A 23,089-nucleotide genomic window follows, 5' to 3' on the forward strand; every position below is an offset into this window, starting at 1 on the left:
CTTGTGATTGGTTTTGGCTATAACCAAGGATAATTAATAGAAGGGAATGGGCTGAGCAAAGGATTGCGGGGTCGTACCTCCTGACTCCATGGTCGGATCACTCCTGTAGGAGCGGCCTTGTGTCGCGATGGGCTGCGAAGCAGCCCCTGTGTATCTCACGATTGCAGAAATACTGGGGCTGCTTCGCAGCCCATCGCGACACAAGGCCGCTCCTACAACGGTATGCGTTCCGTTGGGATCAGCGTGTCGCTGTGCGCATGGTCACGAACTCTTCGGCCGCGGTCGGGTGCACGCCAATGGTTTCGTCGAACTGCTGCTTGGTCGCACCGGCCTTCAGGGCAACGCCCAGGCCCTGGATGATCTCGCCGGCGTCGGGGCCAACCATGTGGCAGCCCAGCACCTTGTCGGTCTCGGCATCGACCACCAGCTTCATCAGGGTCTTTTCCTGGATGTCGGTCAGGGTCAGTTTCATCGCACGGAAGCGGCTCTCGAATACCTGCACCTTGTGCCCGGCCTCCAGCGCCTGCTCCTCGGTCAGGCCCACGGTGCCGATGGGCGGCTGGCTGAATACTGCGGTGGGGATGTTCTGGTAGTCCACAGGGCGGTATTGCTCGGGCTTGAACAGGCGCCGGGCCACGGCCATGCCCTCGGCCAGAGCCACCGGAGTCAATTGCACGCGGCCAATCACGTCGCCAATGGCCAGGATCGACGGCGCGGTGGTCTGGTACTGCTGGTCAACCCGAATGTAACCGCGTGCATCCAGCTCGACGCCGGTATTTTCCAGGCCCAGGTTGTCCAGCATCGGGCGCCGGCCGGTGGCATAGAACACGCAATCGATGACCAATTCGCGGCCATCCTTGAGGGTGGCCTTCAGGCTACCGTCCTCGAGCTTGTCGATGCGCTGGATGTCGGCGTTGAACTGCAGGTCGAGGCCGCGCTTTTCCAGTTCTTCCTTCAGGTGCGTGCGCACCGAACCGTCGAAGCCACGCAGGAACAGGTCGCCACGGTACAGCAGCGTGGTAGCCGCCCCCAGGCCCTGGAAGATGCCGGCGAACTCGACGGCGATGTAGCCACCGCCCACCACCAGCACCCGGCGTGGCAGGTCCTTGAGGTAGAAGGCTTCGTTGGAGGTGATGGCCAGTTCCTTTCCCGGAATGTCCGGCACCTGTGGCCAGCCACCGGTGGCGATGAGGATGTGCTCGGCGGTGTAGCGCTGGCCATCCACTTCCACTTCATTGGCACCGGTCAGGCGCGCATGCCCCTGCAGCAGGGTGACCCCGCTGTTGACCAGCAGGTTGCGGTAGATACCGTTGAGGCGCTCGATTTCCCGGTTCTTGTTGGCAATCAGGGTGCCCCAGTCGAAATGCCCTTCTTCCAGGGTCCAGCCGAAGCCTGCGGCCTGCTCCAGTTCGTCGGCGACGTGTGCGCCGTACACCAGCAGTTTTTTCGGCACGCAACCCACGTTGACGCAGGTACCGCCCAGGTAGCGGCTCTCGGCCACTGCCACCTTTGCGCCGAAGCCGGCGGCAAACCGCGCCGCGCGCACACCGCCGGACCCGGCACCAATCACGAACAGATCAAAATCGTAGGCCATGTATTCACTCCCCTAGGCAGGCGCCCAGCATAACGCACTGGGGCCGCTTTGCGACCCTTCGCAGGCCCGCCCGCTCCCACAGTACCGGCGCAACCTTGAAGGCCTGCACAGTACCTGTAGGAGCGGGCGTGCCCGCGAAGGGCTGCAAAGCAGCCCCAGTTATCAGCTTTGATACAAGTAGCGGCTTATCAGTAAGCCTTGCCAGTCTTGTAGTAGTTCTCGAAGCAGAAGTTGGTCGCGTCGATGTAGCCCTCGGCGCCACCGCAGTCGAAACGCTTGCCTTTGAACTTGTAGGCGATCACGCAGCCGTTCTGCGCCTGTTGCATCAGGGCGTCGGTGATCTGGATCTCGCCACCTTTGCCCGGCTCGGTGTTGGCGATGATGTCGAAGATGTCCGGGGTCAGGATGTAGCGACCGATGATCGCCAGGTTCGACGGGGCATCTTCCGGCTTTGGCTTCTCGACCATGTTGGTGACGCGGAAAATGTCGTCACGGATCATGTCGCCGGCGATCACGCCGTACTTGTTGGTTTCCTGCGGATCGACTTCCTGGATGGCGACGATCGAGCAACGGAACTGGTTGTACAGCTTGACCATCTGGGTCAGTACGCCGTCACCTTCCGGGTTCACGCACAGGTCGTCCGCCAGCACCACGGCGAACGGCTCGTCGCCGATCAGCGGGCGGCCAGTCAGGATGGCGTGGCCCAGGCCTTTCATTTCGGTCTGGCGGGTGTAGGAGAACGAGCACTCGTCGAGCAGGCGACGGATACCAACCAGGTATTTTTCCTTGTCGGTGCCCTTGATCTGGTTTTCCAGCTCGTAGCTGATGTCGAAGTGGTCTTCCAAAGCACGCTTGCCGCGCCCGGTGACGATGGAGATCTCGTTCAGACCGGCATCCAGTGCCTCTTCAACGCCATACTGGATCAGTGGCTTGTTGACCACCGGCAGCATTTCCTTGGGCATGGCTTTGGTAGCGGGCAGGAAGCGGGTGCCGTAACCGGCTGCCGGGAACAAGCATTTTTTGATCATATACGTCCTTACAAAAGGCTAGGCCTGTGGAATTCGGCGCAGTCTAATCAGGCGGCAGTCACCTTACAATGCCCTACCTGTGGCCGATCGATGGGAAGATAGAGATAACCCAGTGTAGATAGTTCCGAGGGATCGTAAATATTGCTGTCATCCATGACCGTTGGATGACAGGAAATCGGGGTTGCCTGTACTGGCCTCTTCGCGGGTAAACCCGCTCCCACAAGGATCACCACAGGCTCTGAATGCTGTGCAGTACCTGTGGGAGCGGGTTTACCCGCGAAGAGGCCGGCACAGGCAATACATCAGCTACCCGTGCCCTGCCCGATCAACACCCCATCGACCTTCTGCCCATACAGGTTCACCCCGTCATTGGCGTGGAACTTTACCCGCGTCTTCTCGATGGAGCCTTCCACCAGCCGCGGATCCTGCGGCCGTTCATGGCGGTTGACCCAGGCCGCCACGTCCCAGGCCTGCTGGTCACTCAGGCTGCCCGGCTTGCCCAGCGGCATGTTGTACTTGATGAACGACGCTGCGGTGTTGATGCGGTGCATGCCGGCCCCCCAATTGTAGGAGTCCTTGCCCCACAGCGGCGGCATCACATACTCGCCCGCTACCTTCTGCCCCTCGCCGTTGTCGCCGTGGCAGATCGCACACTGCTCGCGGTAAACCTGCTGGCCGCGCTTGAAGTCGTACCCGCCCTTGGGTTGCGGCACCTCCGGGTAGCCTCGCCCGGCAATCTCCACGCCAGTCGGCGCCTTGGTCGACAGCCAATACGAATACACCGACAGCGCTGTCATCTCCGGGCTGTCTGCCGCAGGCGGCTTGCCGTTCATGCTGAACTGGAAGCAGCCCTGGATACGCTCGGCGTAGGTGTTGACCTTGTCGTTTTTCTTGCGGTACGCGGGGTACATCGGGTACGCCCCCCACATCGGCGCGGAATGCGCCAGCCGCCCCTGGTCAAGGTGGCAGTTGCTGCAGTTCATGCCATTGCCCACGGCCTCAGGCATCAACCTGCGGGTGTCGACGAACAAGGCATGCCCCTCGCGCACCATCTTGCCAAAGGCATTGGCAGGCAACTCGCTTTCCGCTGGCGGCACGAACTGCGGCGCAGCCTGCACGCCAGGCACTTTCAACTGCGACTGGTCTTCCATGGCGATCTGGGCGGCCTGGGCGCTGCCCATGGCCAGCAGCAGCAGGGCTGGAATCATCGGTTTCATGGCTTGACCTCCTGGCTGGCGGGGCGGGCGAAGAACTCGGCAACGGCCTTGATCTCGTCATCGGTCATGGCCTTGGCCACACCGACCATCAGCTGGTTGGGGTCATTGCTGCGGGTGCCGTCACGCCAGGCATTGAGCTGCGCCACCAGGTAACTGGCGGGCTGGCCGGCCAAGGGCGGGAAGTGTTCGCCAACCCCGCCACCGCCCGGGCCATGGCATTGCACGCAACCAGGAATCTGCCGGCTCCAGTCACCGTACAGGGCCATGCGGGTGGTGGGGTCATCGGCAATCTGCTGGCGACGCAGGTCGCCTGCAGGGTCTGCCGGCAGGCTGGCCAGATAGGTGCTGACCGCCTTGATCTCATCCTCGCTCAGGGCCTTGGCAAGCGGCTCCATCACCGGCTGCTTGCGGCTGCCGTTGCGCCAATCATGCAATTGCTTGCTGAGGTAAGTGGCCGGCAGCCCGGCCAGGCGTGGGAAGCCGGCAGCGGCAATGCCCTTGCCGTCCGGGCCATGGCAACCCAGGCAAGCCATGGCGGCGGGGTTGGCCCCGCCCTGGGTGAAGACTTTCTGGCCATCGGCGGCATGCGCCGCGGGCCAGGCCAGGATCAGCAGGCTGCCGATCACGACGCGACTCAACGGTGTCATCACGAATCTCCTTTTCTATTGTTATATGCTTAGGCCTAAAACATATAAGCAAAAGGAGCGTGATCAGTTGCCCTGGATCAACTACCGGAGATGCATTGGGTGGCTGCGGTGCGCACGTCGCCCAGGCGCAGCGGGAAGTTGTTCAGCCGCTCGTGCAGCTTGATGCTGCTGCCGCTGCCACGCTTGTCGATATCCACCAGCGCCGCCGGGCCCACGCCCGAGCTGATCTTCTGCGGCACGATCAGCCGCAGGCCATCGCCGCGCTGCTCTTCCACCAGCGGGTCGCGGGTATCGGCCAGCTTCTGCTTGACGCAATCGGCATACGCGCGCGGGGACTTGCCGGAGATCACATCCAGCGTTTCACGCGACTGTTCCAGTTCCGTAACACTCACACAGCCACCCAGCGTCACCGCCAACGCCGCCACCATCCACTTCATTTGCAGCACCTCTGCCTTCAAGAATCCGCTTCGACCACAGCCAGGCTGTTTTGCTCCCTGCTTTGGCAGATTTATCTACGCCTGGCGGAACAGCGCGGCAGTGTAACCCGACATCGTGGTATCTTTCGCCTTTGCAGAACCAATCCTTGCGGAGCATCACATGAAATTCGTACACCAGCGCGAGCACCTGAACGAGGATGACATCGTCGTCATCGAGTGCTCCCAGCGCTGCAACATCCGCCTGATGAACGACGCCAACTTCCGCAGCTTCAAGAACGGCGGCCGTCACACCTACCACGGTGGCCATTTCGAAAAGTTCCCGGCGAAGATCACCGTGCCCAGCACCGGTTTCTGGAACATCACCATCGATACCGTGACAACCCGCCCGATCTCGGTCACCCGCAAGCCAACCTTGACCCACAAGATCAAGATCGTCCGTCGTTCATCGTCGAAACTCAGATAAGGCCACCATGACCCAGACCACCAAGTACGTCATCAAGTACAAGCTCGACGGCCAGCGCCGTTGGGACTTCGCACTGATGCCCGACGCCTCCCTCGAACAAGCCCTGGAAGCCCTGCGCAAGATTCACGGCGAAGACGCCGAGAAGATCAGCGACATCCAGGTCAGCAAAGCCTTGTAAGCCCCCGCCGCACCGCTCGCCCGCCCGCGCAAGGAGAACCGCATGAGCCACTGGCCCGACCGCCGCATCCTCGACCTGCTGGGCATCGAGTTGCCCATTCTGCAGGCCCCCATGGCCGGTGCGACGGGCTCGGGCATGGCCATTGCCGTGGGCCTGGCGGGCGGTTTGGGCGCCCTGCCCTGCGCCATGCTCACGGGCGACCAGGTGCGCGCCGAGATCGCCGCCTTCCGCGCCGGCTGCCCGGGCCGCCCGTTGAACCTGAACTTCTTCTGCCACCAGCCGCCAGCGCCCGATGCCGAGCGCGATGCACGCTGGAAGCAGGTGCTCGAGCCCTATTACAGCGAAGTGGGCGCAGACTTCGCGGCGCCCACGCCGGTGTCCAACCGCGCGCCTTTCGACGAACAGAGCTGCCAGCTGGTCGAGCAACTGCGCCCGGAGGTGGTGAGTTTCCACTTCGGCCTGCCCCAGGCCGACCTGCTGCAACGGGTAAAGGCCAGCGGTGCCAAGGTGCTGTCCAGCGCCACCACCGTAGAGGAAGCCGTGTGGCTGGAGCACCACGGCTGTGATGCGATCATTGCCATGGGCTATGAAGCGGGCGGCCATCGCGGCATGTTCCTCAGCGACGATATCACCAGCCAGATCGGCACCTTCGCCCTGGTGCCACAGGTGGCCGATGCGGTCAGCGTGCCGGTGATTGCCGCCGGCGGCATTGCTGACCACCGCGGCCTGTTGGCGGCACTGGCCTTGGGTGCTTCGGCAGTGCAGATCGGAACAGCGTACCTGTTCTGCCCCGAGGCCAAGGTCTCGCCGGCGCATCGCCAGGCCCTGGACAGCGCACCCGCCAGCGACACGGCGCTGACCAACCTGTTCACCGGCCGAGCGGCGCGCGGCATCAACAACCGCATCATGCGAGAGCTGGGGCCGATGAGCGACCTTGCGCCACGCTTCCCACTGGCCGGCGGAGCGCTGATGCCTTTGCGGGCGATTACGGATCCGCAGGGCAATAGCGATTTCAGCAACCTGTGGTCGGGGCAGGCGTTGCGGCTGGGCAGGCATACGCCGGCGGGCGAGCTGACCCGGGAGATTGCCGAAAAGGCGCTGGCCGTGGTCGGCCGCCAGGCGTCTGCATAAGCAGGTCTGACCTCTTCGCGGGTGAACCCGCTCCCACAATTCGAATATTGGGGCGACCCTGTGGGAGCGGGTTTACCCGCGAAAGGGCCTGGCCTGCTTACGCATGACCTTGCCCCTTCCCGGCCCATGGCCTATCGCTATATAGTTCAGGCTATAACGATAACCCCCAAGGAACTGTCTTCATGCGTATCCGCCCGTCCCACCTGGCTGCCACCGCCCTGGCCAGCCTGCTCGCCTTCAACACTGCCTGGGCCGATGAAGTCCAGGTCGCGGTCGCAGCGAACTTCACAGCCCCCATCCAGGCCATTGCCAAAGACTTCGAAAAAGACACCGGCCACAAGCTGGTCGCCGCCTATGGCGCCACCGGCCAGTTCTACACGCAAATCAAGAACGGGGCGCCGTTCGAGGTATTCCTGGCTGCCGACGACAGCACCCCGGCCAAGCTCGAGCAGGAAAAGGCCATTGTCCCGGGCTCGCGCTTCACCTACGCCATCGGCACCCTGGCCCTGTGGTCGGCCACGCCCGGCTATGTCGACGCCAACGGCGAAGTGCTGAAGAAGAACCAGTTCAAGCACCTCTCCATCGCCAACCCGAAAACCGCTCCCTACGGCCTGGCCGCCACCCAGGTGCTGGGCAAGCTGAAGCTGACCGAAGCCACCAAGCCCAAGCTGGTCGAAGGTCAGAACATCACCCAGGCGTTCCAATTCGTCTCCACCGGCAACGCCGAGCTGGGCTTTGTCGCCCTGTCGCAAATCTACAAGGACGGCAAGGTCGAAAGCGGTTCGGCCTGGATCGTTCCCTCCTCCCTGCACGAGCCCATCCGCCAGGACGCGGTAATCCTCGAAAAAGGCAAGGACAACCCCGCCGCCAGGGCCCTGGTCGACTACCTGAAAGGCCCGAAAGCCGCGGCTGTGATCAAATCCTACGGTTATGAAATCTGATGCCACTGGACGCCAGTGACCTGGGTGCCATCTGGCTGACCGTGAAACTGGCCAGCCTGACCACCCTGATCCTGCTGATCGTCGGCACGCCCATCGCCTGGTGGCTGGCGCGCACGCGCTCGTGGCTGCGCGGGCCGGTGGGCGCGGTAGTGGCCTTGCCGCTGGTGCTGCCACCCACGGTGATCGGCTTCTACCTGCTGATCGCCCTCGGCCCGCATGGCTGGCTGGGCCAGGCGACCCAGGCGCTGGGCCTGGGCAGCGTGGTGTTCAGCTTCACCGGCCTGGTGATCGGCTCGGTGATCTACTCCATGCCGTTCGTGGTCCAGCCGCTGCAGAATGCCTTCGGCGCCATTGGCCAGCGCCCGCTGGAAGTGGCCGCCACACTGCGCGCCAGCCCCTGGGACACCTTCGTCCACGTGGTGCTGCCGCTGGCCCGCCCGGGCTTCATCACCGCCAGCATCCTCGGTTTCGCCCACACGGTGGGCGAGTTCGGCGTGGTGTTGATGATTGGCGGCAATATCCCCGACAAGACACGCGTGGTCTCGGTGCAGATTTTCGACCATGTCGAGGCCATGGCCTATTCGCAAGCACACTGGCTGGCAGGTGCCATGCTGGTGTTCTCGTTCCTGGTGCTGCTCCTGCTGTACGCTGGGCGCCGCGGCAAGGCTGGCTGGAGCTGATATGAGCGCATCGATTGTGGCGCGCCTGAAACTGGCGCGCGACCACTTCACCCTGGACGTCGACCTGCACCTGCCCGGGCGCGGCATCAGCGCGCTGTTCGGCCACTCCGGCTCTGGCAAGACCAGCTGCCTGCGTTGCCTGGCCGGGCTGGAACGGGCCGCCAGCGCCTACATCGAGGTCAACGGCGAAGTCTGGGAAGACAGCGCCCGTGGCTACTTCCAGGCACCACACCTGCGCCCGGTGGGCTACGTGTTCCAGGAGGCCAGCCTGTTCCCGCACCTGTCGGTACGCGGCAACCTGGAGTTCGGCTGGCGCCGGGTGGCCGCTGCCGAGCGCAAGGTCAGCCTCGACCAGGCCTGCCAGCTGCTGGGTATCGGCCACTTGCTGGCACGCCGGCCGGCAACCTTGTCCGGTGGCGAGGCGCAGCGGGTGGGCATTGCCCGCGCCCTGCTCAGCAGCCCGCGCCTGCTGTTGATGGACGAGCCGCTGGCTGCCCTCGACGGGCCGCGCAAGCGCGAAATCCTGCCCTACCTGGAACGCCTGCACGACGAACTGGACATCCCGCTGGTGTATGTCAGCCATGCCCAGGAGGAAGTGGCGCGGCTGGCCGACCACCTGGTGTTGCTGGAGCAAGGCCAGGCAGTGGCCAGCGGCCCGATCGGCGAAACCCTGGCCCGTCTCGACCTGTCGCTGGCCGAGGGCGAGGATGCTGGCGTGGTGTTCGAGGGCCGGGTGGTGGGGCACGACCCGCACTACGACCTGCTCGAACTGCGCCTGCCCGGCAACGATGGGCCACTGTTGCGCATCGCCCACCCGGCCCAGGCGATGGGCAGCACCTTGCGGGTCAAGGTGCAGGCTCGTGACGTCAGCCTGGCCCTGGCAGCCGACAGTACTTCGAGCATTCTCAACCGCCTGCCGGTGCGCGTGCGCGAAAGCCGCCCGGCCGCCAACCCGGCGCATGTGCTGGTCAGCCTGGATGCCGGCGGCAACGCCTTGCTCGCGCGCATCACCCGCTTCTCGGCAGACCAGCTCGGCCTGCACCCGGGCCAGGTGCTGTTCGCCCAGATCAAGTCGGTGGCGTTGCTGGGCTGAGCATCGGCGCCGTGGCTGGTGTCCATTGATCAGTGACCTGATCGAGGCCTGCCAGCCATGCTTGACTGCCCCCTGCCGCGCACCCTGCACTACGTCGACGACAGCCAGCCGGGCCTGACCCGGCGGCGCTGGCGGGGCCGCTTCATCTACCTGGATGCCGACGGCCAGCGGGTGCGCGACAGCGATACCCTCGCCCGCATCGCTGCACTGGTAATCCCCCCGGCCTATACCGAGGTGTGGATCTGCGCCGACCCGCAGGGCCACCTGCAGGCGACAGGTCGCGATGCCCGTGGCCGCAAGCAATATCGCTACCATGCGCAGTGGCGCGAAGTACGCGATCAGCACAAGTACGGGCGCATGCTGGCGTTTGCCCAGGCCCTGCCGAAACTGCGTGCACAACTGCACGCCCACCTTGCCCGGCCAGGCCTGGACCGGGAAAAGGTAATGGCGCTGGTGGTCAGCCTGCTGGACCACACCCTGATCCGCATCGGCAACCAGCGCTACCTGCGTGAAAACCAGTCCTATGGCCTGACCACCCTGCGCAACCGCCATGTCGAGGTGAAGGGCAGCAGCATCCGCTTCCAGTTCCGCGGCAAGCGTGGCGTCGAGCATAACGTCAGCCTCAACGATCGGCGCCTGGCCAACCTGCTCAAGCGCTGCATGGAGCTGCCCGGGCAAGCGCTGTTCCAGTACCTGGACGACGACGGCCAGCGCCACAGTGTCGGCTCCAGCGAGGTCAACCAGTTTCTGCAGCAGCTGACCGGCGCCGACTTCACCGCCAAGGACTACCGCACCTGGGCCGGCAGCAGCCTGGCCCTGGACCTGCTCAGGCCCTTGGCCTGGGAACCCGAGAGCGAAGCCAAGCGCCAGGTCGCCGCCATCGTTCGCCAGGTAGCATCACGCCTGGGCAACACGCCGGCGGTGTGCAGGCGCTGCTACATCCACCCGGCTGTACTTGAACACTATGCCCTGGGGCGCCTGGCCAACTTGCCGAAGAACCGTGTACGCAAAGGCCTGGGCCGTGAAGAAGTAGCCTTGCTGTTATTTCTTCAGGCACTCGAGGAACAGGATGACCATTAACCCGGTCTATTCAGACCATGATGCGAAGAAATTTCCCATTGGCCGCCAAGCCCCCTATTCTTGCCACCGAGCACCTTGGCCGACAAACCGCTGGCGGTTTGCTTCGGCACCTGCGACTGAAGACACGCAACAGAATTTGTCTGTCGGGGAATTACTATCCGCCGAAAGCGTCTTTAATGAGAAGGAAGAGGGACAAGCTCCCGCCGCCGTGGCAACTAGCCCGACGGACTTTTACATCACCAAGGAGAACTACATGCTGATACTCACCCGCAAGGTTGGCGAAAGCATCGTCATCAACGATGACATCAAAGTCACCATTCTGGGCGTCAAAGGGATGCAGGTGAGGATCGGTATCGATGCACCGAAAGACGTCCAAGTCCATCGCGAAGAGATCTTCAAGCGTATCCAGGCCGGCAGCCCGGCCCCGGAAAAGCACGACGACTCGCACTGAGCGACCTGCCTCAAGCCGCACGGACGCGCTTGATCGCCCCGCGCCTCAGGTGCCCAGCAGTTCGTGCACCTTGGCGATCATACAGTCCATGTCGAACGGTTTGTCGAACACCGCGGCGAACAGTTCCGGGCATCCCTGGTTGGCCTGCGCGCCACTCATGAGGATGACCGGCAACTCGCTCAAGGCCGGGTCTTCACGCATCGAGCGCACCAGCTCTTCACCGTTGAGCAGTGGCATCATGTAGTCGGTGATGACCAGCTGAACGCGCTTTTCCTTCAGTGCCTCCAGCGCCTTGCTGCCGTTGCTCGCCTTTTCCACCAGAAAACCTTCGTCCTCCAGAGCAAAACCGAGGATGTCGGCAATCAGGTACTCGTCATCGACGATCAGGATGGTGTTCATCGCCCGCCCCGTCACCCGCTCCCCTGCGGCACCGGCGTTCCCGAAAGCACACCGCAGGCGCCTTCGAACGCCTTGCGCAGGGTAATGCCTTGCGGCCCGATCAGCAGCTCGTGCAAGGCAGGGTCATGGTGGCTGTCACGCACCTTGAGGATCGACAGCATGCGCCGCAGCTGCGAATCCAACTCGACGAAGCGCATCAGCATCAGGTTGTCGACGATACTCGACAGGTCCGGGGCCGGGGCGCTGATTTCCGCGCCGAAGATGTCGCGCATTTCCCAGGTAAGCATCACGCTGACATCGCGCGCGCGCAGCTCGCCGGCCAGGGCGCGGAAAAACGCATTGAGCCGCGCCGGGTCGATGGCCAGGCGGCTGAACGCCCCCAGGCTGTCGATCAGCACGCGCTTGCTGCCTTGTGCTTCGACTCGCTCGAGCAGGCGCGCACCGACCTGGTCCAGCAGGCCCTCGGTGGTCGGCTGCCAGCACAGCTGCAGGCTGCCGCCCTGCTCCATGGCTGCAAAATCGTAACCCAGCGACGCGGCCTTGATTCGCAGGCGCTCCGGCGTTTCGTAGAAGCCGAAATGCAGCCCCGGCGCCTGCGGGCTGCTGGCACCGAGAAAAGCCAGGCCCAATGACGTCTTGCCAATACCCGAGGGCCCGATCAGCAGGCTGACCGAGCCGGTGGCCAGGCCGCCACCGAGCATTTCATCCAAGGTCGCCACCCCGCTGCTGACGCGCTCCAAGGTGGCGCTGCCCGCCTGGCTGGGGTGGCTGAACAGCGACTCCAGGCGCGGGTATACATGCATGCCGGCTCCATCGATGAGGCATTCATGGCGCCCCGACAACGCCGCACTGCCCCGTGTCTTGCGCAGCTGGATATGGCGCACGGCGCGGCTGCCGAACAGTTGCTCGCCCAGTTCGATCACGCCGTCGACCATGGTGTGCTCCGGGCTGCCTTCTTCCAGCCGGGCGCTGGTCAGCAGCAGCACGGTGCAACCGGCAAAGGCCGCATGGCCCTGTAGTTCGGAGACGAATTTCTTGGTGTCCAGCGCTGTTTCCGCACGCACCCGGGCATTGAGCACACCATCGACGATCAGCAGGCTGGCCTGCTGGCGGGCGATTTCCTGGCGCAGCAGCCGTACCACGGCGTCCAGGCCTTCCTGCTCCAGGGTGTCGAAAGCACTGACGAACTGGATCGGGTCGCCGACCAGCGCCGGGTCAAAGAACTCCAAGGTCGCCAGGTACTGGAACAGCCGCTCGTGCGACTCGCTCAGCAAGGTAGCCACCAGCACCCTGCCACCGCCGCGCACATGCCCGCAGGCCAGCTGGTTGGCGAGGATGGTCTTGCCCGCGCCCGGCGGGCCCTGAATGATGTAGGACGCGCCAGCCACCAGGCCACCCTGGAGCAACGCATCGAGCCCATCGATCCCCGTCACCAGCCGCCTGAGTGCCTGTGCCATGGTGTTCTACCTGTCGAGTTGGCTGTCCGCCTGCTGATAGATTGGCAAGTAAAGTTGCATGCAAGTTCCCCGGCCGGGCTCACTGTCAACGCAAATGGCACCACCGCTCTGCCTGGCAAAACCATACACCTGGCTAAGGCCCAGGCCAGTCCCCTTGCCAAAGGGTTTGGTAGTGAAAAAAGGTTCGAAGATCCGCGGCAGTACCGCTGGCGCGATGCCCTCGCCGCTGTCTTCCACCTCGAAACGCACAAACCCGCCGTGCAGGCCTTCCACCTCGCCGGCCAGTTCGACCACATCGACGGTCAAGCCGATCCGGCCCTGCCCCGTGATGGCATCGCGGGCATTGAACAACAGATTGAGCAGCACCATCTGCAATTGCCCGGCATCCACCTCGATCAGGGGCAGGTCCGGTTGCAGCACAACCTCCAGGTCAATCGAACCGGGCAGCGCATGCTCCAGTAGACCACGGGTGGCGGCAATAAGGTTCGCCGGGGCGACGCAAGCCACATCAAGCTTGCGGTGGCGGGCAAAGCTGAGCAACTGCTGGGTCAGTTCGGTGCCCCGCTGCCCGGCATCCAGAATATGCTGCAGCATGCGCTGGGCGCGTGCCGGGTCCTGTGTGGCCAGTGCCAGGCGCGCCGAGCTGATGATGATGGTAAGCATGTTGTTGAAGTCATGCGCCAGGCCACCGGTCAACTGGCCGAGGGCCTCCAGCTTCTGTGCCTGGAACAGCTGGGCGCGCACCGCGTCCAGTTGCAGCGCCGACTCGCGGCGGTCGGTGATGTCCCGGGTCACCTTGGCCAGGCCGACGACCTGGCCCTGGTCATCGCGAATCACATCCAGCGCGGCCAGCGCCCAGAACTGCGTGCCATCCTTGCGTACGCGCCAGCCTTCATCCTGCGCCACGCCCTGCTCCAGCGCCTGGCGCAGCAAGCGCTCCGGGCGGCCTTCGGTGCAATCCTGCGGGGTGAAGAACAACGAGAAATGCTGGCCGATCACTTCATCGGCACGGTACCCCTTGATGCGTTGCGCGCCTGCGTTCCACGACACCACATGGCCGGACGGGTCGAGCATGTAGATGGCGTAATCCACCACCGACTGAACCAGCTGTTCATAGCGGTGGGCAGGCATGACAGGGTGGTCGAGGCAGTCAGCTGAAACCATGCGAGCTCCACCGGTACGGCAGGAGGGAAGATAGGGCGAGGTTCAACGCTCTGGCTCAACCAGCACCGGGCTGATGCGCCGCGGCATCGCCACTTTCAGCAGCCACAACCCGACCAGCAGGATAAGCCCGCCACCGGCCAGGGCCATCAGGCGCTGCGGTTGAGGGTGTTCGGCATCGAACCCCAGCATCAGCAGGTAACCGCCCAGGCTGATCAGGCTGAGGTAGAGAAACGCCCCCAACACGACTACCAGCACGAACAACAGTCGCCAGAACAGCCGTGGGCGTACGATACGCTCGGAAGTACCGGACTGATTCATCACCGCACTCTTGGATCCAATAAAGGGGCAACAGTGGCGTAATGACAGCAAGGTGTCAATTGCCCATTCGATCGACCCTTCACTCTGTTGATCATAGGTGCTGTGGTTGACTCAACTATAACAATGGGTTATAAAGCGCGCTTGATTGCGAAGCCCTTCTGCTTAGAAGCGAGCTGGTCGTCACGACCCCTTCAAGCGTGCGAGTGTGGTGGAATTGGTATACACAGCAGACTTAAAATCTGTCGGCGTAAGCCTTGCGGGTTCGAGTCCCGCCACTCGCACCAAATTCTTTGCGAAGGCGCCCTTGCGGCGCCTTTTTGCTGCCCGCCAGCAATCCATTGCGCAGCTGCTAGAGTGGAGCTTGTACCCGTCCACTGGAACGCCGCCATGCGCTACTCCCTGTTCGATGGTCAACGCGACATCATTATCCTGATTGCCCGTGTGCTGCTGATGATCCTGTTCGTCTTGTCTGGCTGGGGCAAGCTGACCGGGTTCGAAGGCACGGTCGGCTACATGACCTCACTGGGCGCCCCTGCCCCCATGCTGGCAGCGGCAGTTGCCGTGCTCATGGAGTTCGTTGTCGGCATCCTGCTGATCCTCGGTTTCTACACCCGGCCGCTGGCCTTCCTGCTGGCGCTGTTCGTGCTGGGCACGGCGCTGCTGGGCCACCCGTTCTGGAGCATGGTCGACCCTGAGCGCAGCGCCAACATGACCCAGTTCCTGAAAAACCTCAGCATCATGGGCGGCCTGCTGATGCTGGCAGTGAGCGGCCCGGGGCGTTTCTCGGTAGACGGGCGCTGAGTCAGTCGTCTTCGCAGTCGTCGAACCAGGCTGGGTGATCGCGCTCCTCGTCATCGAGGTCATCCAGCGTTTCCTCGTCTTCCTCAACCTCGTCCTCGGCGCCCTGGGCATCCGCTTCAGGCTCGATATCGTCGTAGAGGAATTCGTGGTCAAGCAGGTGATCGTGCTCGGGTTCGTGCAGGTCGTCTTCGTCGTGCATGCTGGCTCCTGGGCTGGTGGCAGGCCTGTATAGGCTGATCGGCTGCGCAGGTCAATGCGTTACCGCTTAATGCTCGGTTAACCGGCCGGGTCCACTCTGCAGGCTCTCCCTTCAAACGTTGCTTGCCCGCCTCCCATGGCGGGCTTTTTTATCCCCTGGGTTTTCCCTTCGTCCAGCCTTGGCAAATCACAGTGAACTGCGCCCATGCTGGCCAGGCTCGCAAATGATGCAGGACCTGTCGTTTTTCAAGGAGAAAGCCCATGGCTGTGTATATCGACAACCTCATCATCACCACTCCCGTGCCGAAGTCCGCGACCAACCCGGTGGCGCTGGAGTTGACCGGCGCCCAGGCGCTGGCGACCCTGCCCGAAGTCATCGCCCGCCTGAGCGACGGCTCGATCCGCATGACCGCCCCCACCAAGGGCGCCTCCAGCAAAAGCACCCACCGCACCCGCTGCGAGTGGAAGGAGCCCGCGTACTGGGCACTGAACAGCGGCGCCCGGCACCGCAATCACCAGACCATGACACTGCAGAAAGTGAACTTTGCGCAAAAAGTGGTGATTGCCCAGATGCACGTCAAAGACGACGACAACCCGCCCATCAAGGTGTTCTGGAACAAGGGCAAGATCACCGTGGGCTTTCGGACCGATTTCAACCAGACGGCCACGAGCAGCAGCACGGTGCTGGCCGACGTACCGCTCGGAGCCCGTTTCGATGTGAGCATCGACGTGACGAACAACGGCGCCTGCACGGTCAGTGCAAGCTGCAACGGCCGTGTTGGCAGCACATCGCCCCTGCAACTGGGTGCGACCTGGGCGACGCGCACGCTCAAATTCCATGGCGGGGTATACAACCAGGTGGACTACACCGACGACACGCCTGCCGAGGACGGCTCGGTGTGCGTCATCAGCCAACTGGAACTGAGCCATGGATGACATGCTCATGACCTGACCTTCACGAAATACTGACATCCGGGTGGGCACACTGGCCCTGCTCCGTATGTTCTTGCAGCCCGCCGCATTATTGCCGCGGGCTTTTCTTTTTGTGCCGAGCCTTACGCACAACCCTGTAGGAGCGGCCTTGTGTTGCGATGGGCTGCAAAGCAGCCCCAACAACTTATGCGGCATCGCTGAAATCCCGGGGCCGCTATGCGGCCCTTTCGCGACACAAGGCCGCTCCTGCAAGTGCCCGCGCAGGGCAGCTACCTGCTGCGTACAAACCTCCCACCCCAGACCATGACCTGAAGCAGTTTTGCCCCACCCGGCAAGGGCTATGCTAACCCCGGCGATAACCCAAGCTCATTCGGATAGACACGGAGGCTCCTATGAAAGCTGCTGTTGTTGCACCAGGCCGTCGCGTGGATGTGGTGGAGAAAACCCTGCGCCCCCTCGAGCACGGTGAAGCGCTGCTGAAGATGCAATGCTGCGGTGTGTGCCACACCGACCTGCATGTGAAAAATGGCGACTTCGGTGACAAGACCGGTGTGGTGCTAGGCCACGAAGGCATCGGCGTGGTCCAGGCAGTAGGGCCAGGCGTCACCTCGCTCAAACCGGGCGACCGCGCCAGCGTGGCCTGGTTCTACCAGGGCTGCGGGCATTGCGAGTATTGCAACAGCGGCAACGAAACCCTGTGCCGCGAAGTGAAGAACTCCGGCTACACCGTGGACGGCGGCATGGCCGAAGCCTGCATCGTCAAGGCCGACTACTCGGTAAAAGTGCCCGACGGGCTCGACTCCGCTGCCGCCAGCAGCATTACCTGCGCCGGCGTGACCACCTACAAGGCGGTGAAGATCTCCAACATCCGCCCCGGCCAATGGATCGCCATCTACGGCCTTGGCGGCCTGGGCAACCTTGCCTTGCAATACGCCAAGAACGTCTTCAATGCCAAAGTGATCGCCATCGACGTCAACGAAGAGCAACTGCGCTTCGCCAGCGAGATGGGCGCCGACCTGGTCATCAACTCACGCACCGAGGATGCCGCCAAGGTCATCCAGGCCAAGACCGGTGGCGCCCATGCCGCCGTGGTTACCGCCGTTGCCAAGGCTGCCTTCAACTCGGCCGTTGATGCCCTGCGTGCGGGTGGCCGCCTGGTTGCGGTCGGCCTGCCTTCGGAAGCGATGAACCTGAATATCCCTCGTTTGGTGCTGGACGGTATCGAGGTGATCGGCTCGCTGGTCGGTACCCGCCAGGACCTGCAGGAAGCTTTCCAGTTTGCGGCGGAAGGGAAAGTGGTGCCGAAGGTGACCTTGCGGCCGATCGAGGATATCAACCAGATCTTCGATGAGATGCTGGAGGGCAAGATCAAAGGGCGGATGGTGATTCAGTTCGAGGGGTAAAAGCGAACCAATGGTCGCGCCTTGGGCTCTGGTTTCGAGTAAGCGCTATGCTTCATATACGTTTTTGTCCAAGTCGTGGTTTGTAGTTGCTTCGCAAGCCGCAAACTGGCTAGCACATCGGGGTCAATGTATGGGCATCCGCAGCTTGGCGAAAAACCTGCCACCCGATCCGGACAATGACGGCTGGGTGCTTGGATGGGGCGTACTGAGAGACCGGCATCCCTGGCATTTCGTCGATGTTTATGCCGACCAGAAGACTGCCAGGGCCGAGGCGGAGCGCCGCGGGGTTGGCTATGTTGTGGAGTTCGGCTCGCACCGCCTGGGATCGGATGAATTCGTTTGCGGGATATCCCCGCCTGAAGGCTAGCGTTTGAATGGACGGAGCGGCGGGCGATGGATCCTGCGGCCGTAGGCGACAGACAGCTATCGACCCAAAGCGGACGCTAAAAGATAACTGGTTTCGTAAGCGCGACGCGTACTCTGTGGGAGCGGGTTTACCCGCGAAGCAGGCGCCGCGGTGGATGGCACCGGCGGTGCCGGTGTTCGCGGGTAAACCCGCTCCCACAATGATTGCTGTTGGGCAAAATGACAGCCAAGGGTCGAAAGCAGCCTTGCAGCAAAGCCATGAAACCAACAACTTTGATAGTTCTGACTAGTCGACGAAGCCGACATGCCCTGGCCGGCGTTACCCCTTGGTCAGATCAACCAATGGCGTCTGCCGCACCTCGGTTTCGCGCCCTCCTTGTATCTCGCCAACCTGCTTCAAGGCCTTGTCCACTGCCACCTTGTCCGCCAACAAGCTGTAGCTGATGTGGAACTGCCTGTGTTCCTTCGGTCCGATTGTCGGCACCAGGTTCAGTGGCCGCTGGTAACGGCGGTTGTAGGAAAAACTCGTCCCCGGCTCGAGCCCGGTCACATAACCCTGGCCTTGGGTATCGGTATTTTTCCACAGTGAAAATACAGGCAGTGTCCGAGTATTGAAACCGACCGAAACGCCCAGACTGCCAGCCTTGTCATGCAACACGGCCAACGTATTGCCCTGGGCATCGGCATACGGCACCACGTTATAAACCGTTTCGTCATAGTCCTTGGTGGGCGCTCGGTAGGTTTGCCAATCGGCCAGATCTTCCCTTGCCTTGTCGTTGAACGGCGACACCTGTTTCACTGGCGCGGCGAACCGAGCGCCCTGCTCCAGAAACGGGGTGCTGAAGTTACTGTGATACAGCGCCTGGTATTCCTTCGGATAATCGCCGTTGTTGGTCAGGGTATCGTTGAGGGCGAACATCACGCTGCCCGGTTCGGTGACCAATTCGGTCACGACCGAGAAGTCGACCTTCTTGAACGCCTGCTCTTTCAGTTCGCCACGCAGGCTGATGGCGTATGGTGGTTTCTCATCGATGTGCAGCGTGACTTTGTTCGCAGGTATGTTGGCGGCCCGACCGTGCAGGGTCAGCAGCTCGCCATTGTCGACGCCGGGGTGGCCGACCCATTCGTAACCGCAGCGGGCGACCAGTTCGTTGAAGCCCTCCAGCCAGCCCAGACCATTGCGCCCATTGAGCTCGATGAAGGACGGGTTGACCACTTCCTGGACCGGCGAATCCCAGCCCATGCGCACATTGCCGACCGACGCCTGCAAAACGTTCATTCCGCGGGTCGGCACTACCGAAAGTTTCAACGTACCGTTATCGATGTCAACGATGCTGACACCCTCTTGCCGGCCTCCGTGCAAAGTGCGCAAGGTAACGCTGAAGGGCTTGTCGGTTTTTATGCCAAGTTGCTGGCTGGTGATCTGCCAGTTCTGGGCGGCTTTATCGGTGTCGAGAAGAACGTAATCCCAGGCCATGGTGTGGGAGGCTGCGAACAGGGCGCCGAGAGCAACGAAGAATTTGAGGAGGGGCATGACAGGTTGCCTTTCTTGGAGTTGTTCCCCTTTATAGACACGAAGAAACGTTTCAGCAAGCTAGCCTAGCGATGCTTTCGATTGGCACAGGTTTCTTTAGCTAGTTTCAGGGAGTAGCCTCGGCACAGTGAATCTTTCGAGCCCGATCAGGTTATCAACCTTGTGAAAGCATCAGAGAGACAGAACAATTGCCGAACTCGATAGAATCTTCATTGCCATGCCAGACGGTTTCCCTGATTTGCCCTCGCTGAACGCGTTGCGTGTTTTTGAAGTGGTGGCTCGCCGCTTGAACTTCCGTGTGGCTGCCGAGGAGCTGGGTGTGACCCAGGCGGCAGTTGCCCAGCAGATACGCGGGTTGGAGGCGAGCCTGGATCTGCGTTTGTTTGAACGCCTGCCCCGTGGCTTGGCGTTGACTGATGCGGGCCTGGGCTACAGCGGAAGCATTCGCAGTGCACTGGCCATGATAGACGAGGCAACACGCCTGCTTCGGCCACAGACCTCTCACCTGACAGTCAGCGTTACACCTACCTTCGCCTCGAAATGGCTGATTCCCAGGCTCGGCAATTTTGCGCAGAGCCACCCAGACATCGACTTGCGTGTGCTGGCAACCGACCGGCTGTCGCACTTCAGCACCGATGGTGTGGATATCGCTGTCCGCTATGGCAAGCCCGAGTTCGGAGCGGGTTTGAATAGCGAGCTGCTGATGGAGCAGCGAATCGTTGCGGTGGCCAGCCCAAGGCTGTTCGAAGGCAGCGAAATACCTGCCAGCTTTGCGCAGTTGCAGGACTTCGTCATGTTGCACGATGCCCATAATTTCTGGCCTCAGTTCCTTGCAGAGCTGTTCCCGCATCACCTGCAACCCACAGCCAGAAATCTGCGCTTCAATCAGACCTCATTGGCCATTGAAGCGGCAATCAGCGGCCAGGGCATCGCCTTGGCCAGCCCTGCGTTCGTCGGTGATGACATTGCCGCAGGCCGACTGATGCAGGTTTTTACCCAGCAACTCAGGGTCGACAAGTCGTTTTATCTGGTCTGGCCACGCAAGATGAAACAGCCGGACTCATTGAGCGTGGTCCAACACTGGCTCAAGCAACAAGCTGTCGATAGTTAATCTATCGCAATAGTGAAGTTTAGCTGTCTCCCTCGCCAATGGGACTGCTGCTAAGGTGAATGCACCTGAAAAATCAGCATTGAGGGATTGGAGGCAGCATGTCAGTAGAAAAAGTTGCGATTATCACGGCGGGTGGCAGCGGCATGGGCGCAGCGGCAGCACGGCGCCTGGCCGCCGACAGCTTCAAGGTTGGGATTCTCTCCTCTTCGGGCAAGGGCGAAGCGTTGGCTGCCGAACTCGGCGGTATTGGTGTAACCGGTAGCAATCAGTCGGTTGAAGACCTGCAACGCCTGGTCGACGCTGTCGTGGAGAAGTGGGGCCGTATCGATGTGCTGGTCAATAGCGCCGGCCATGGTCCGCGCGCGCCAATCCTGGAAATCAGCGACGAGGATTGGCACAAGGGCATGGATACTTACCTGCTCAATGTCATTCGCCCGACTCGCCTGGTGACGCCTTACATGCAGCGTCAGAAGAACGGAGTGATCATCAACATCTCCACTGCCTGGGCGTTCGAACCCAGCGAGCTGTTCCCGACTTCTGCTGTATTCCGCTCGGGCCTTGCCGCGTTCACCAAGATCTTCGCCGACAATTTCGCCGGCGATAACGTGCGCATCAACAACGTCCTCCCGGGCTGGATCGACAGCTTGCCGAGCACCGAGCAACGCCGCGACAGCGTGCCGCTCAAGCGCTACGGCACCAGCGAAGAAATCGCTGCGACCATTGCGTTCCTTGCTAGCGAAGGCGCGGCCTACATCACCGGGCAGAACATCAGGGTCGATGGCGGCGTAACACGCAGCATTTGATCGTCCGTGGCCGCAGCACTGCTGTGGCCCTCGTTTCATGCAACATGGTTTTTTTCATGCTGGACGATCTGTTTCAGACCATATGGGCGCGGCTGATCAAGGGTTCGCTGATAGGGATGCCATGGGACGATAGCGTCCGGCATCGTTCCCCTCCTCCATCGTAATACTGAACAGCTCTGCGAAAAGAAAAGGCACCCAAAGGTGCCCTCTCGATACCGTTTACGGAATGAATCGAGTGCCACAAGCGTGGCACATCCAAGTGCGGCGCCACTCTTCCAATTTGTCGTACTGTGCGACGTTGAATTTCCAGTGGCGAACGAATCCAATTACACCGACGGTGATAAATATCGCGCCTATGAAGAACCTAGTCCAATCAACGCCCCAGAAGGTGTTCATAAGCTTGAGGCCATCGTACAAGATGATTGCGCCAACCCCTGTAAGGATGACCGGGCCAAGCAAGCGCTTACCTGGTGGTGGACCGACGCTTGCCGCCAAATTGGTCTGATGACGACCTGAAGTTTCAACGGTCACGCTTGGTCCGAATCCGGATTGGGATTGCGCTTGGTGGGTTGCTTGTATGTGAGAAGTGCCAGCAGCATGGATGATAGACAGAAGCTGGACGTTTTGACCTTGGCATTGCGGGCAGCAGATTGCGTTATTGCTCACCACGTATTCATTCCTTTGAGGGGTGAAAGGCGAGTATTCTAAGGCAATTGCATACATCAGCGCACTACGCGACTTTATCCGAACGCTATTCACGACCTACCAGGCCCACAACCAACCCGACCCTCCATCCCATCTGTGTGCCTGCAGTTTCGGAACTCGTAGTTTTTTTCGACCCACAAAGAAAAACCCCGCAGACGTTAATCTGCGGGGCTTTCGAATGGTGGAGGCCGAGGTCGGAATCGAACCGGCGTAGACGGATGTGCAATCCGCGAATTATTTCCTTTAATTTCAATAGCTTACAAGATTTTTATTTCCGCACTGACCTGATTCTAGATGGCCTGCGCCCCTTTAAAATCAAGGGACATGTATCGAGTTGCGGAACTGATTTTGTCCCCTCGTCAGTGGTTTTAAAGCCCACGAATTTTACGTTATAAATCAGATATTTATCTCAATACAATTTCCACTAACCTTCCCCAGAATTTTGGCTGGAGGCCGCATTGTCCGCTGGCCCATTTCGCAATTGCGGACCTGATTTCGCCGTGTTGCGCCCGCTCACTGGCGCCCTCGAGATTAGCTGCCTCGGCCAACATAGAGATTGAAGCCTGTATGACATACTCATCAATCCATTCTGATTCAATAAACGCGGTTATTCTCACTTTAGCTAAGGGCTTTCCAGGGCTTCAGCATCCCCGCAAACTGCCCTATGATTGCCCTAATAATCTATGATAACTGGAAACAGCTATGGACGAGAAAGCCGCGATCACTGCGGACACGATAGAGCTGCTGCTATTGAATCAAACTGCCATCAGAGCAGCCTTGGAAGAGCTGTCGCTCTGGGTATGTCAACGTGGTTCGACTCACGTTCATGAAAACGTCATGGTGGTTTTGACGGCACTGGACACTCATGCAGAGGCAATCTCGATTGGGATAGAGCGCTTACGGTCCTGAATCAGCCGCTGATGACATCTAATGTGCCTCGTCGAACGAGGTAAGCCG

The 23,089-nt window shown here is 61.4% G+C and carries 27 protein-coding genes and 1 tRNA gene; 16 read left to right on the forward strand and 12 right to left on the reverse strand.

Translation table 11 applies throughout. The annotated features are described in order from the left end of the window. Positions 1-238: 238 nt before the first annotated feature. The 5 genes from gorA to C163_RS15840 form a co-directional block, all read right to left on the reverse strand. A complete protein-coding gene (gene gorA, locus C163_RS15820) occupies positions 239-1,594 on the reverse strand; it encodes a glutathione-disulfide reductase (protein WP_025339665.1) in 1,356 nt (451 codons plus the stop codon). A 188-nt stretch (positions 1,595-1,782) separates the two neighbouring features. Beyond that, positions 1,783-2,622, reverse strand: coding sequence for a UTP--glucose-1-phosphate uridylyltransferase GalU (galU, locus tag C163_RS15825; protein WP_013973181.1), 840 nt, complete (start codon positions 2,620-2,622; stop codon positions 1,783-1,785). Between the two features lie 302 nt (positions 2,623-2,924). Continuing rightward, the gene (locus C163_RS15830) at positions 2,925-3,839 is read right to left on the reverse strand and encodes a c-type cytochrome (RefSeq protein WP_025339666.1); all 915 of its coding nucleotides are present in this window, start codon (positions 3,837-3,839) and stop codon (positions 2,925-2,927) included. Then, positions 3,836-4,486: a cytochrome c gene (locus C163_RS15835; RefSeq protein ID WP_025339667.1), complete on the reverse strand. Its 651-nt coding sequence runs from the start codon at positions 4,484-4,486 to the stop codon at positions 3,836-3,838. Before C163_RS15835 ends, C163_RS15830 begins: the two co-directional genes overlap by 4 nt. Before the next feature lie 77 nt (positions 4,487-4,563). Further along, complete coding sequence (locus C163_RS15840; RefSeq protein ID WP_025339668.1) at positions 4,564-4,923, reverse strand: hypothetical protein; 360 nt, start codon at positions 4,921-4,923, stop codon at positions 4,564-4,566. Between the two features lie 160 nt (positions 4,924-5,083). Between C163_RS15840 and C163_RS15845 the strand changes: the two genes are divergently transcribed. The 8 genes from C163_RS15845 (at position 5,084) to csrA (ending at position 10,940) form a co-directional block, all read left to right on the forward strand. Next, complete coding sequence (locus C163_RS15845; RefSeq protein ID WP_025339669.1) at positions 5,084-5,386, forward strand: DUF1883 domain-containing protein; 303 nt, start codon at positions 5,084-5,086, stop codon at positions 5,384-5,386. A gap of 7 nt (positions 5,387-5,393) precedes the next feature. Next, positions 5,394-5,564, forward strand: coding sequence for a hypothetical protein (locus tag C163_RS27335; RefSeq protein ID WP_013973186.1), 171 nt, complete (start codon positions 5,394-5,396; stop codon positions 5,562-5,564). 42 nt (positions 5,565-5,606) lie between these two features. Continuing rightward, positions 5,607-6,695: a nitronate monooxygenase family protein gene (locus C163_RS15850; protein WP_025339670.1), complete on the forward strand. Its 1,089-nt coding sequence runs from the start codon at positions 5,607-5,609 to the stop codon at positions 6,693-6,695. Between the two features lie 182 nt (positions 6,696-6,877). Next, positions 6,878-7,636, forward strand: coding sequence for a molybdate ABC transporter substrate-binding protein (gene modA, locus C163_RS15855; RefSeq protein WP_025339671.1), 759 nt, complete (start codon positions 6,878-6,880; stop codon positions 7,634-7,636). Continuing rightward, positions 7,636-8,316, forward strand: a complete 681-nt coding sequence (modB, locus tag C163_RS15860; protein ID WP_025339672.1) for a molybdate ABC transporter permease subunit — start codon at positions 7,636-7,638, stop codon at positions 8,314-8,316. Before modA ends, modB begins: the two co-directional genes overlap by 1 nt. A 1-nt stretch (position 8,317) precedes the next feature. After that, positions 8,318-9,409, forward strand: a complete 1,092-nt coding sequence (modC, locus tag C163_RS15865; protein ID WP_025339673.1) for a molybdenum ABC transporter ATP-binding protein — start codon at positions 8,318-8,320, stop codon at positions 9,407-9,409. Positions 9,410-9,466: 57 nt separating this feature from the next. After that, a complete protein-coding gene (locus C163_RS15870; RefSeq protein WP_025339674.1) occupies positions 9,467-10,489 on the forward strand; it encodes a DNA topoisomerase IB in 1,023 nt (340 codons plus the stop codon). Between the two features lie 253 nt (positions 10,490-10,742). Further along, the gene (csrA, locus tag C163_RS15875) at positions 10,743-10,940 is read left to right on the forward strand and encodes a carbon storage regulator CsrA (RefSeq protein WP_004375914.1); all 198 of its coding nucleotides are present in this window, start codon (positions 10,743-10,745) and stop codon (positions 10,938-10,940) included. 45 nt (positions 10,941-10,985) lie between these two features. On the opposite strand, the gene C163_RS15880 is transcribed toward csrA, so the two are convergent. Genes C163_RS15880 through C163_RS15895 form a run of 4 tightly spaced genes read right to left on the reverse strand, consistent with a single transcriptional unit; the run spans position 10,986 to position 14,278 of the window. Continuing rightward, entirely contained in the window at positions 10,986-11,339 is a 354-nt protein-coding gene (locus C163_RS15880; protein ID WP_025339675.1) for a response regulator, read from the reverse strand. 11 nt (positions 11,340-11,350) lie between these two features. Beyond that, positions 11,351-12,796: an ATPase domain-containing protein gene (locus C163_RS15885; protein WP_025339676.1), complete on the reverse strand. Its 1,446-nt coding sequence runs from the start codon at positions 12,794-12,796 to the stop codon at positions 11,351-11,353. A 6-nt stretch (positions 12,797-12,802) separates the two neighbouring features. Continuing rightward, positions 12,803-13,960, reverse strand: a complete 1,158-nt coding sequence (locus tag C163_RS15890) for a nitrogen regulation protein NR(II) (RefSeq protein WP_025339677.1) — start codon at positions 13,958-13,960, stop codon at positions 12,803-12,805. Between the two features lie 42 nt (positions 13,961-14,002). After that, positions 14,003-14,278 carry a hypothetical protein gene (locus C163_RS15895; RefSeq protein ID WP_025339678.1) on the reverse strand — a complete coding sequence of 92 codons (276 nt, stop codon included), beginning with the start codon at positions 14,276-14,278 and terminating at the stop codon, positions 14,003-14,005. A 199-nt stretch (positions 14,279-14,477) separates the two neighbouring features. On the opposite strand from C163_RS15895, the gene C163_RS15900 reads away from it, so the two are divergent. Beyond that, positions 14,478-14,562, forward strand: a tRNA-Leu gene (locus C163_RS15900). A gap of 103 nt (positions 14,563-14,665) precedes the next feature. After that, positions 14,666-15,079, forward strand: coding sequence for a DoxX family protein (locus C163_RS15905; RefSeq protein WP_025339679.1), 414 nt, complete (start codon positions 14,666-14,668; stop codon positions 15,077-15,079). A 1-nt stretch (position 15,080) separates the two neighbouring features. Here the strand turns inward: C163_RS15905 and C163_RS15910 are convergent, their stop codons facing one another. Further along, on the reverse strand, positions 15,081-15,278 hold the full coding sequence (locus C163_RS15910) for a hypothetical protein (protein ID WP_025339680.1): 198 nt from the start codon (positions 15,276-15,278) through the stop codon (positions 15,081-15,083). A 260-nt stretch (positions 15,279-15,538) separates the two neighbouring features. On the opposite strand from C163_RS15910, the gene C163_RS15915 reads away from it, so the two are divergent. From C163_RS15915 to C163_RS26585, 3 genes are all read left to right on the forward strand, one after another. Then, on the forward strand, positions 15,539-16,213 hold the full coding sequence (locus C163_RS15915) for a polysaccharide lyase family 7 protein (RefSeq protein WP_025339681.1): 675 nt from the start codon (positions 15,539-15,541) through the stop codon (positions 16,211-16,213). 389 nt (positions 16,214-16,602) lie between these two features. After that, positions 16,603-17,613, forward strand: coding sequence for an alcohol dehydrogenase AdhP (gene adhP / locus C163_RS15920; RefSeq protein WP_025339682.1), 1,011 nt, complete (start codon positions 16,603-16,605; stop codon positions 17,611-17,613). Positions 17,614-17,743: 130 nt separating this feature from the next. Further along, positions 17,744-17,980, forward strand: a complete 237-nt coding sequence (locus C163_RS26585; protein WP_075045625.1) for a hypothetical protein — start codon at positions 17,744-17,746, stop codon at positions 17,978-17,980. Between the two features lie 318 nt (positions 17,981-18,298). On the opposite strand, the gene C163_RS15925 is transcribed toward C163_RS26585, so the two are convergent. Beyond that, positions 18,299-19,513: an aldose 1-epimerase family protein gene (locus tag C163_RS15925; protein ID WP_025339683.1), complete on the reverse strand. Its 1,215-nt coding sequence runs from the start codon at positions 19,511-19,513 to the stop codon at positions 18,299-18,301. Between the two features lie 217 nt (positions 19,514-19,730). Between C163_RS15925 and C163_RS15930 the strand changes: the two genes are divergently transcribed. Both C163_RS15930 and C163_RS15935 read left to right on the forward strand, forming a co-directional pair. Then, complete coding sequence (locus C163_RS15930; RefSeq protein ID WP_025339684.1) at positions 19,731-20,624, forward strand: LysR substrate-binding domain-containing protein; 894 nt, start codon at positions 19,731-19,733, stop codon at positions 20,622-20,624. A 98-nt stretch (positions 20,625-20,722) separates the two neighbouring features. Beyond that, a complete protein-coding gene (locus C163_RS15935; protein ID WP_025339685.1) occupies positions 20,723-21,427 on the forward strand; it encodes an SDR family oxidoreductase in 705 nt (234 codons plus the stop codon). A 219-nt stretch (positions 21,428-21,646) separates the two neighbouring features. Here the strand turns inward: C163_RS15935 and C163_RS27180 are convergent, their stop codons facing one another. Then, positions 21,647-22,093, reverse strand: a complete 447-nt coding sequence (locus C163_RS27180) for a hypothetical protein (RefSeq protein WP_155951626.1) — start codon at positions 22,091-22,093, stop codon at positions 21,647-21,649. Between the two features lie 741 nt (positions 22,094-22,834). Here C163_RS27180 and C163_RS15945 point away from each other — a divergent pair. Next, the gene (locus tag C163_RS15945) at positions 22,835-23,041 is read left to right on the forward strand and encodes a hypothetical protein (RefSeq protein WP_025339687.1); all 207 of its coding nucleotides are present in this window, start codon (positions 22,835-22,837) and stop codon (positions 23,039-23,041) included. Positions 23,042-23,089 lie beyond the last annotated feature (48 nt).

The organism is Pseudomonas sp. FGI182, assembly GCF_000511325.1.
Lineage (GTDB): Bacteria > Pseudomonadota > Gammaproteobacteria > Pseudomonadales > Pseudomonadaceae > Aquipseudomonas > Aquipseudomonas putida_Z.

Excerpts from the sequence above, each read along its gene's own strand:
- gorA (WP_025339665.1), bottom strand. The coding sequence starts at position 1,594 with ATGGCCTACGATTTTGATCTGTTCGTGATTGGTGCCGGGTCCGGCGGT.
- galU (WP_013973181.1), bottom strand. The coding sequence starts at position 2,622 with ATGATCAAAAAATGCTTGTTCCCGGCAGCCGGTTACGGCACCCGCTTC.
- C163_RS15830 (WP_025339666.1), bottom strand. The coding sequence starts at position 3,839 with ATGAAACCGATGATTCCAGCCCTGCTGCTGCTGGCCATGGGCAGCGCC.
- C163_RS15835 (WP_025339667.1), bottom strand. The coding sequence starts at position 4,486 with ATGACACCGTTGAGTCGCGTCGTGATCGGCAGCCTGCTGATCCTGGCC.
- C163_RS15840 (WP_025339668.1), bottom strand. The coding sequence starts at position 4,923 with ATGAAGTGGATGGTGGCGGCGTTGGCGGTGACGCTGGGTGGCTGTGTG.
- C163_RS15845 (WP_025339669.1), top strand. The coding sequence starts at position 5,084 with ATGAAATTCGTACACCAGCGCGAGCACCTGAACGAGGATGACATCGTC.
- C163_RS27335 (WP_013973186.1), top strand. The coding sequence starts at position 5,394 with ATGACCCAGACCACCAAGTACGTCATCAAGTACAAGCTCGACGGCCAG.
- C163_RS15850 (WP_025339670.1), top strand. The coding sequence starts at position 5,607 with ATGAGCCACTGGCCCGACCGCCGCATCCTCGACCTGCTGGGCATCGAG.
- modA (WP_025339671.1), top strand. The coding sequence starts at position 6,878 with ATGCGTATCCGCCCGTCCCACCTGGCTGCCACCGCCCTGGCCAGCCTG.
- modB (WP_025339672.1), top strand. The coding sequence starts at position 7,636 with ATGCCACTGGACGCCAGTGACCTGGGTGCCATCTGGCTGACCGTGAAA.
- modC (WP_025339673.1), top strand. The coding sequence starts at position 8,318 with ATGAGCGCATCGATTGTGGCGCGCCTGAAACTGGCGCGCGACCACTTC.
- C163_RS15870 (WP_025339674.1), top strand. The coding sequence starts at position 9,467 with ATGCTTGACTGCCCCCTGCCGCGCACCCTGCACTACGTCGACGACAGC.
- csrA (WP_004375914.1), top strand. The coding sequence starts at position 10,743 with ATGCTGATACTCACCCGCAAGGTTGGCGAAAGCATCGTCATCAACGAT.
- C163_RS15880 (WP_025339675.1), bottom strand. The coding sequence starts at position 11,339 with ATGAACACCATCCTGATCGTCGATGACGAGTACCTGATTGCCGACATC.
- C163_RS15885 (WP_025339676.1), bottom strand. The coding sequence starts at position 12,796 with ATGGCACAGGCACTCAGGCGGCTGGTGACGGGGATCGATGGGCTCGAT.
- C163_RS15890 (WP_025339677.1), bottom strand. The coding sequence starts at position 13,960 with ATGGTTTCAGCTGACTGCCTCGACCACCCTGTCATGCCTGCCCACCGC.
- C163_RS15895 (WP_025339678.1), bottom strand. The coding sequence starts at position 14,278 with ATGAATCAGTCCGGTACTTCCGAGCGTATCGTACGCCCACGGCTGTTC.
- C163_RS15905 (WP_025339679.1), top strand. The coding sequence starts at position 14,666 with ATGCGCTACTCCCTGTTCGATGGTCAACGCGACATCATTATCCTGATT.
- C163_RS15910 (WP_025339680.1), bottom strand. The coding sequence starts at position 15,278 with ATGCACGACGAAGACGACCTGCACGAACCCGAGCACGATCACCTGCTT.
- C163_RS15915 (WP_025339681.1), top strand. The coding sequence starts at position 15,539 with ATGGCTGTGTATATCGACAACCTCATCATCACCACTCCCGTGCCGAAG.
- adhP (WP_025339682.1), top strand. The coding sequence starts at position 16,603 with ATGAAAGCTGCTGTTGTTGCACCAGGCCGTCGCGTGGATGTGGTGGAG.
- C163_RS26585 (WP_075045625.1), top strand. The coding sequence starts at position 17,744 with ATGGGCATCCGCAGCTTGGCGAAAAACCTGCCACCCGATCCGGACAAT.
- C163_RS15925 (WP_025339683.1), bottom strand. The coding sequence starts at position 19,513 with ATGCCCCTCCTCAAATTCTTCGTTGCTCTCGGCGCCCTGTTCGCAGCC.
- C163_RS15930 (WP_025339684.1), top strand. The coding sequence starts at position 19,731 with ATGCCAGACGGTTTCCCTGATTTGCCCTCGCTGAACGCGTTGCGTGTT.
- C163_RS15935 (WP_025339685.1), top strand. The coding sequence starts at position 20,723 with ATGTCAGTAGAAAAAGTTGCGATTATCACGGCGGGTGGCAGCGGCATG.
- C163_RS15945 (WP_025339687.1), top strand. The coding sequence starts at position 22,835 with ATGGACGAGAAAGCCGCGATCACTGCGGACACGATAGAGCTGCTGCTA.